The following is an 8018-nucleotide window of genomic DNA, read 5'->3' as shown; positions in this document are numbered from 1 at the left end:
GAACTGAGGCCGGGTTTGCTGGGATTCGCTGGCTCTCGCGAGTTCGCTGCCCTTTGTCCCGACCATTGTAGTACGTGTGTCGCCCAAGACGTAAGGGGCATGCTGACTTGACGTCATCCCCACCTTCCTCCGGTTTGTCACCGGCAGTCTCCTTAGAGTCCCCAACTTAATGCTGGCAACTAAGATAGAGGGTTGCGCTCGTTGCGGGACTTAACCCAACATCTCACGACACGAGCTGACGACAGCCATGCAGCACCTGTGTTCGCGCTCCCGAAGGCACCCCCAGCTTTCACCAGGGTTCGCGACATGTCAAGTCTTGGTAAGGTTCTTCGCGTTGCATCGAATTAAACCACATGCTCCACCGCTTGTGCGGGCCCCCGTCAATTCCTTTGAGTTTCAACCTTGCGGCCGTACTCCCCAGGCGGGATACTTAACGCGTTAGCTTCGGCACGGCTCGGGTCGATACAAGCCACGCCTAGTATCCATCGTTTACGGCTAGGACTACAGGGGTATCTAATCCCTTTCGCTCCCCTAGCTTTCGTCCCTGAGTGTCAGATACAGCCCAGTAGCACGCTTTCGCCACCGATGTTCTTCCCAATCTCTACGCATTTCACCGCTACACTGGGAATTCCTGCTACCCCTACTGCTCTCTAGTCTGCCAGTTTCCACCGCCTTTAGGTCGTTAAGCAACCTGATTTGACGGCAGACTTGGCTGACCACCTGCGGACGCTTTACGCCCAATAATTCCGGATAACGCTTGCCTCCCCCGTATTACCGCGGCTGCTGGCACGGAGTTAGCCGAGGCTGATTCCTCAAGTACCGTCAGAACTTCTTCCTTGAGAAAAGAGGTTTACAATCCAAAGACCTTCCTCCCTCACGCGGCGTTGCTCCGTCAGGCTTTCGCCCATTGCGCAATATTCCCCACTGCTGCCTCCCGTAGGAGTCTGGGCCGTGTCTCAGTCCCAGTGTGGCTGATCATCCTCTCAGACCAGCTACTGATCGTCGCCTTGGTAGGCCGTTACCCCACCAACTAGCTAATCAGACGCAAGCTCTTCTTCAGGCCAATTAGGTTTCACCTTGCGGCATATCGGGTATTAGCAGTCGTTTCCAACTGTTGTCCCCGTCCTGAAGTTAGATTCTTACGCGTTACTCACCCGTCCGCCACTAGAATCCGAAGATTCCCGTTCGACTTGCATGTGTTAGGCACGCCGCCAGCGTTCATCCTGAGCCAGGATCAAACTCTCCATGATGAATCGTTTGATTCTTTGACTTTTTTTGGTTTCCCCCTTGCGGGTTTCACCGTTTTGTTATAGAATTGCTTCTAAACGAGGCTGTTTTACTTGGCTTTCAAACTATTGTTTTGTCTAGGTTCCAGCGTCGTTTGTTTCGCTTCGCTTTCGCTTCGCTTCAACCGCGCATTTACCAATGTATCTAACTTCCCCAGGTTTGTCAACCCCTTTTGGCAAAATTTTTTGATCTTTTTTCTATCCCTTGCTACGTAAGCCTTTCAGCTTTTAAGCTTTTTCTGGTCGGGTATTTTTGTTTAGTAAATTTGTTCTAATTTAGCCCTTGATGGAGGTGACGAGGTTTTTGAGCAAGAGCAAGCTGGAGTATGAGGGGATTTGGCATCATCTCTGGAGGACGACCTAATGTTCTGGCGTTGTCTGTTGCCTATAGTCAACAACTCAGCCACCACTTATCAATAACAATTTCTAGTCAGCTTGCTCCTGTTCCCGATTCTTGCTTTAGCTTTTTGCCTGCCATTGCTAGATCTATTTTGAGCAAGAGAAGCTGAGAACCTTTGGGGCCAGGCTTTTGAACCAAGCTTGTGTCCGTCTGGGCCAGTTTTCCTAGCCATTGCCTGATAACTGATATATTTCCTGAAAAACTGGGCAATCTAGGACTAGACAGCATCGTGATAAGGGGGATAAGACCTTGGACTCCGCTAACGCTCAGAAAATTCTCGGCTATTTCATCGAAGAAGCAAAAGAACACCTAGAAACTTTGGAACAGGGGATTTTAGACCTAGGCAATCTGGTCAACAATACTGAACAGATGAACGAGATGTTTCGTGCCGCCCATTCGATCAAGGGGGGGGCGGCCATGTTAGGTTATGGCAGTATCCAAAAAACTGCTCACCGTCTTGAGGATGCTTTCAAAATACTGAAAGAAAATCCCCTGCAAGTGGATCAAAAATTAGAATCTTTGTTCCTCAAGGGTTATGATCTGCTGCAGACATTGATCGATAAGCTGCCCGGTCCATTAGGGTTGCAAGCCGAAGAAGCTAACGCTATGGTTAAAAAAGGTGAACCGACTTTTGCCGAATTGCAGGCCCATCTTAACTATCTTCTCGACCAAAAAAAATCTACTCCAGCTATTGCGGCAGCGTCTTCTATCTCCATGAGCATCAGAGCTATCCTCAAACAGATGTTACAACTGTTCAAACAGGAAGAAACCAGTGCTTCCCGTCAGCAATTACAAAAATTAACTTTATCTCTATCTCAATTGGCTTCGGAACAGCAAAACTGGCAATATTTAGTTAAAAATGCCCAATCTGCCCTGGCTAACCCCAAACATTCCTACCGCACTCTCGCCCCGGTTATTATTAAAGAATTAAAACAAGCCAGTGATTTATTAGAATGGGGTCGCGGGGAAGAAATCACCGTCAGTCAAGAATTGCAATTATTAGCCACCGCCAAATTACCACAAATCCTGATTACCCTAGAACCGGAATTGGTAGCTAGTACCCTGCTGCAAATGTTCAATCGGCAACAGGTCTCGCAACTGGTACAGTTATTACAAACGAGACGTTGACATCTGCCCAGGCGTAAATAAGGTGGGGGATTCCCAGGAGAATAAACATAATTGTTTTTAATTTTGGTGAGTTAGGAAGATATGTAATTGATTGTGGGCCAACCGAGGTGGCAATAATCCCAGAGGGGGAATTGGGATAGAGCCAAACCAGAAAAAGCTAAGATATGGCAAGATAAAAACTTAATGCTGACGGCTGACCAATATCAGACCCGATGCAGTATCTCTTGAGTCACCGGTCAAGCTGGGATTTACTGAGAGTAAGCGATCTGCTAGAGTTTTAACGTTCGTTAAATTTCTCGGGCAGAGAAAACAAACAAAACCATAATGGTGTTAGTGGGTGTGTGGAAGTGCTTAAAAATCTCAATTTTTCGGGGCGATATTCCTCGCTGGCCCTGCTGCTGGCTATTTTCGGATTATTTCACGGGACGGTCATGGCCGAAGAAAAACCGCAACCAACGGTTTTTTCACCTGTCGAGGAGATAGTACAGTCTCCCCCGGCGACGGCAGAAACTACTCCACCCGTGGCACCAGCACCGGAAACCCCGACGGAAACACCAAGCCCTGTAGAAACTCCCCCAACAGCGCCACCAGCGCAGGCCGAGGAGTCGCGAGTTTTGGTGGCTGAAGTGGTAGTACAGGGGGGCGATCGGGAATTAGAAAATCTAGTTTATAATACCATTCGCACCCGACCAGGACGAGGTGCGACTCGATCGCAACTGCAAGAAGACATTAACGCCGTTTTTGCCACGGGTTTTTTTGCCGATGTGCGGGCAGTTCCCCAAGATACGCCACTAGGGGTGCGAGTCACCTTTGAGGTGCAGCCTAACCCCGTTTTTCAGGGCGTACAGATTCAAATCGCCCCGGAAACCGTGGACAAATCGATTTTACCTGCTGGGGTGGTCGAGGAAATTTTCGCCGGTCAATACGGCAAAACCCTGAATTTGAGGGAATTACAGGCGGGGGTGAAAAAAATCAATGACTGGTACAGCAAAAACGGCTATGATCTAGCCCAGGTAATCGGTGCGCCGCAAGTAACTCCCGATGGTCGGGTGATTCTGGTCATTTCCGAAGGTTTAATCGAAAAAATTCAAGTACGCTACTTTAACGTTGAACAGGAACCAGTCAACGGTAAAACCAGAGAATTTATCATTACTAGGGAAATGCGCCTAAAAGCGGGGGATATTTTTAACCGCAATACGGCCCAACAGGATTTACAGCGTGTTTTCGGTCTCGGTTTATTCGAGGATGTGCGTCTGTCTTTTTCCCCCGGCAGCGACCCAAGGGAGGTGATTGTTAACGTCGATGTGGTGGAAGGTAATACCGGTTCCGTGGCCGCTGGGGGTGGTATTAGCTCGAATGCGGGCCTATTCGGCACTGTCAGCTATCAACAGCGCAATTTTGGCGGTAATAACCAAACTTTGGGGGCAGAAGTTCAGTTAGGGGAACGGGAATTTTTATTCGATCTGAGTTTTTCCGATCCTTGGATTGCCACGGATAATTTCCGCACTTCCTACACGGTCAACGTTTTCCGGCGACAGTCGATTTCTCTAGTTTATGATGGGGAAGATTCCTCAATTCGGACCCTTAACGATAATGATAGTCCCCGTATCGTCCGCACGGGTGGCGGTATTACTTTTGTCCGTCCTTTGGCCCCTGATGTTTTTACAAAACCAAAATGGGTGGTTTCCCTAGGTTTTAACTATCAACAGGTACAGGTGCAGAATGCCAATGGTGACATCTCCCCCTTGTCTGCACCCCTCAACGGTTTTGGCAGTCAACAACTGTCTTTTAGTTCCTCTGGGACTGATGATCTACTTTCCCTCAATATTGGCGCTATTCAAGATTTTCGCGACAATCCCCTGCAACCCACCAGTGGTTCTTTCCTGCGTCTAGGTTTGGAACAAACTATCCCCGTCGGTTCTGGCAGTATTTTCGGCACTCGTGTTCGGGGTAGTTACAGTTACTTTATCCCCGTTCGGTTTATTAATTCCTTTAATCTCTTTGAAACCGATATTTTTAAAGGTCAGCAATCCCTAGCTTTTAATGTGCAAGCAGGGACAGTATTAGGCGATTTACCCCCCTACGATGCTTTTATTGTTGGGGGTAGTAACTCTGTACGGGGTTACGCTGAGGGAGAAGTGGGTAGCGGTCGCAGTTATTTCCAAGCGACGGCCGAATATCGTTTTCCCATTGTGGCAATTATCGGAGGGGCATTATTTGTCGATTTCGGCACTACTATTGGTTCCCAAGGTGATGTCCCCGGTCAACCCGGTATTGTCCGGGATTTACCCGGTACTGGTCTCGGTTACGGTTTAGGTGTTCGGGTACAATCTCCCGTCGGCCAAATTCGGGTTGACTACGGTTTTAATGTCGATGGTAGTTCTCGTATTCATTTCGGTATCGGGGAACGATTCTAATCAGTTATCAGTTATCAGTTACCAGTTACCAGTTATCGATGAATTTAGTTATTTTTGCTGTTCACTGATAAAAGCTTTATTACTTGATAATTATGGTTTCTACTATCGCTAAACAATTTGAATTATCGGGAATTGGCCTACATTCGGGGGAGATAACCCGGGTGCGCGTCTGTGGGGCAAATCCAGGAGAAGGACGTTATTTTGTCCGTAGAGATTTAGCCAATCAACCGATTATTCCCGCTCTAGTTTCTTCGGTTTACCAAACGACTTTATCAACAGAATTGGGACGAGGAGAAGCAAAGGTTAGAACTGTTGAGCATTTATTAGCGGCCTTAACCGCTTTGGGGGTAGAGGATGCTCGCATTGAGGTGGATGGTGCGGAAATTCCCCTCCTTGATGGTTCGGCCAAAATCTGGGTGGAAGCGATCAAAAATGCTGGTTTAAATAACTCTTTTTCTCCATCAGATTTAACCATTTCTCAACCGATTTGGTTGTACGAAGGGGATGCTTTTGTGGCGGCGATTCCTTCCCCTGAATTACGTTTTACCTACGGCATCGATTTTACTTATAAACCGATCGGTAATCAATGGTATAGTTGGAGTCCTAATCAAGAAAGTTTTCAAAATGCGATCGCAGATGCTCGGACTTTCGGTTTTGCCGATCAAATTGAGTATCTGCAAAAGGCTGGTTTAATTAAAGGAGGCAGTTTAGAAAATGCTTTAATCTGCGATCAAAATCAATGGTTAAATCCTCCTTTACGCTTTGATAATGAGCCAGTAAGACATAAATTATTGGACTTAATTGGTGATTTGAGTTTACTGGGAACCATTCCCACTGCTCATTACATGGCTTTTAAAGCCAGTCATAAACTCCACGTTCAATTAGCCAAAACAATTCAGGGTTAATTATACTAAATTATGTTTAAAAGGTATAGGGGAGTGGGAAGTGGGGCTGTCTAGAGGCGGGGTTTTTACTTCTGTCGATGAGATGGCTTTGGCTCGCTCGTTCTCTACTCAAGCCTTTATCCTAGCATTGATAACCCTTGTCTATCAGCCGTCAGCTATCAGAATCATTCCAACACCGTCGGGTTTGCTCGGTGACAGGTTGCCAATCCGGAACTCAACCCACCAGAGCAGCATCGCACTTTAACCCACAGTTTCAATAAATGTGCATGGTGCGTTCCCCAAAATCGATCGGTGGAGCAGTAGGACTTGCATTAGGGAACGCACCCTACAGCGATACCGATCGCACTTTCCCCTATATCACCCCCAAAAGCTTGTTAGCCAGATTAGCATATTGCCAAAAACCTTGTTGGCTCTCTTATTTTTTGTGTGATAAGTTTAACTTATATAGTAGTGATCGATCTCTGTGTCCTTTGTGCCTCTGTGGTTCGTTCCATGGGTTTTCAGTTCACCGATTACCGATGACTGTTTACCGATCACCGAACAAACCCCACTTCCCCGAACATTTGTCAAGACTCCCAGCGAAAAATCTGGGTTTGTTCACACAGCTTAATTAAGAGTTGTAACTTTTAATGAACAGGAAGGGAGTCTAGGGCTGAGAGCTTGCTATAGTGAATCCTAGCCGTTTTTTCACGGCTCGTCATTATCAAGTCAGAGCCTTTACTCGTCTCAATCATCATCCCAGAGTAAAATCAATAATCCCTATGGTCAGCACGATCCAAAAACCAGAATTCGAGGAAATCCGTCCGGGTATAAAAGTTCCCGCTAAAGAAACGATCCTCACTCCCCGCTTCTACACCACTGATTTTGAAGCGATGGCGGAAATGTCGATCGCCGCTAACGAGGAAGAACTGAAAGCGATTTTAGAGGAATTCCGTACCGATTATAACCGGCATCACTTCGTTCGCAATCAAGAATTCGATCGCTCTTGGGAGCATATTGATGGCGAAACTCGCCGCTTATTCGTGGAATTTCTGGAAAGATCCTGCACGGCCGAATTTTCCGGCTTTCTTCTCTACAAAGAACTCGGCAGACGTTTAAAAAACAGAAATCCCGTCCTCGCGGAATGCTTTAACCTCATGTCCCGGGACGAAGCGCGTCACGCTGGATTCCTTAATAAGGCTTTATCGGATTTTAACCTCTCCCTTGACTTGGGATTTTTAACCAAAAGCCGTAACTACACCTTCTTTAAACCGAAATTTATCTTCTACGCCACCTATCTTTCCGAAAAAATCGGTTATTGGCGTTATATCACCATTTATCGTCATCTCGAACAACATCCCGAAGATCGGGTTTATCCGATTTTTAACTTCTTCGAGAATTGGTGTCAAGACGAAAACCGTCACGGGGACTTCTTCGATGCGATCATGCGCGCGCAGCCTGATATTCTTAATGATTGGCGCGCTCGTCTCTGGTGTCGTTTCTTCCTGCTTTCGGTCTTCGCTACGATGTATCTCAATGATACTCAGCGTTCCGGTTTCTACGCCATTCTCGGTTTGGACGCTCGCGAGTACGATAAGTATGTAATCGAGAAGACCAATGAAACCGCAGGCCGCGTCTTCCCGATTGTTCTTGATGTGGATAGTCCTGAATTTTATGATCGCCTAGAGATTTGTGTTCGCAATAACGAGGGATTACGGGCGATCGATAGCGAAAACAGTCCCGCACCGGTTAAATTCCTGAAGAAATTGCCTATCTTCGCCTCTAACGCTTGGCAATTCCTCAAATTGTACCTGATCAAACCGATTCGGGTCGATAAATTAGCCGGTAGCGTCCGTTAAAAAGTTTGTTTTCTTGAGACATGGTGAGGGTGGGTTAAACCACC

The 8018-nt window shown here is 47.0% G+C and carries 4 protein-coding genes and 1 rRNA gene (1 of these 5 running past the window's edge); 4 read left to right on the top strand and 1 reads right to left on the bottom strand.

Features of this window, described 5'->3' with window-relative positions:
• A 16S ribosomal RNA gene (locus B5D77_RS05240) occupies positions 1–1250 on the bottom strand (it extends 239 nt beyond the left edge of the window).
• Between the two features lie 685 nt (positions 1251–1935).
• Here B5D77_RS05240 and B5D77_RS05230 point away from each other — a divergent pair.
• The 4 genes from B5D77_RS05230 to acsF all read left to right on the top strand — a co-directional run bounded on the left by B5D77_RS05230 (position 1936) and on the right by acsF (position 7974).
• On the top strand, positions 1936–2814 hold the full coding sequence (locus B5D77_RS05230) for an Hpt domain-containing protein (RefSeq protein ID WP_008198508.1): 879 nt from the start codon (positions 1936–1938) through the stop codon (positions 2812–2814).
• A 431-nt stretch (positions 2815–3245) separates the two neighbouring features.
• The gene (locus tag B5D77_RS05225; RefSeq protein ID WP_232306125.1) at positions 3246–5231 is read left to right on the top strand and encodes a BamA/TamA family outer membrane protein; all 1986 of its coding nucleotides are present in this window, start codon (positions 3246–3248) and stop codon (positions 5229–5231) included.
• A gap of 92 nt (positions 5232–5323) precedes the next feature.
• Positions 5324–6136, top strand: coding sequence for a UDP-3-O-acyl-N-acetylglucosamine deacetylase (gene lpxC, locus B5D77_RS05220; protein ID WP_008198503.1), 813 nt, complete (start codon positions 5324–5326; stop codon positions 6134–6136).
• A gap of 761 nt (positions 6137–6897) precedes the next feature.
• Positions 6898–7974, top strand: coding sequence for a magnesium-protoporphyrin IX monomethyl ester (oxidative) cyclase (gene acsF, locus B5D77_RS05210; protein WP_106909956.1), 1077 nt, complete (start codon positions 6898–6900; stop codon positions 7972–7974).
• Positions 7975–8018: the final 44 nt, after the last annotated feature.

Origin of the sequence: Microcystis sp. MC19 (genome assembly GCF_003019735.1) — a bacterium.
In the GTDB taxonomy this organism is placed as follows: Bacteria; Cyanobacteriota; Cyanobacteriia; order Cyanobacteriales; family Microcystaceae; genus Microcystis.
Note: the sequence above shows the minus strand (reverse complement) of the source record. Positions and strands in the feature narration are given on the sequence as shown.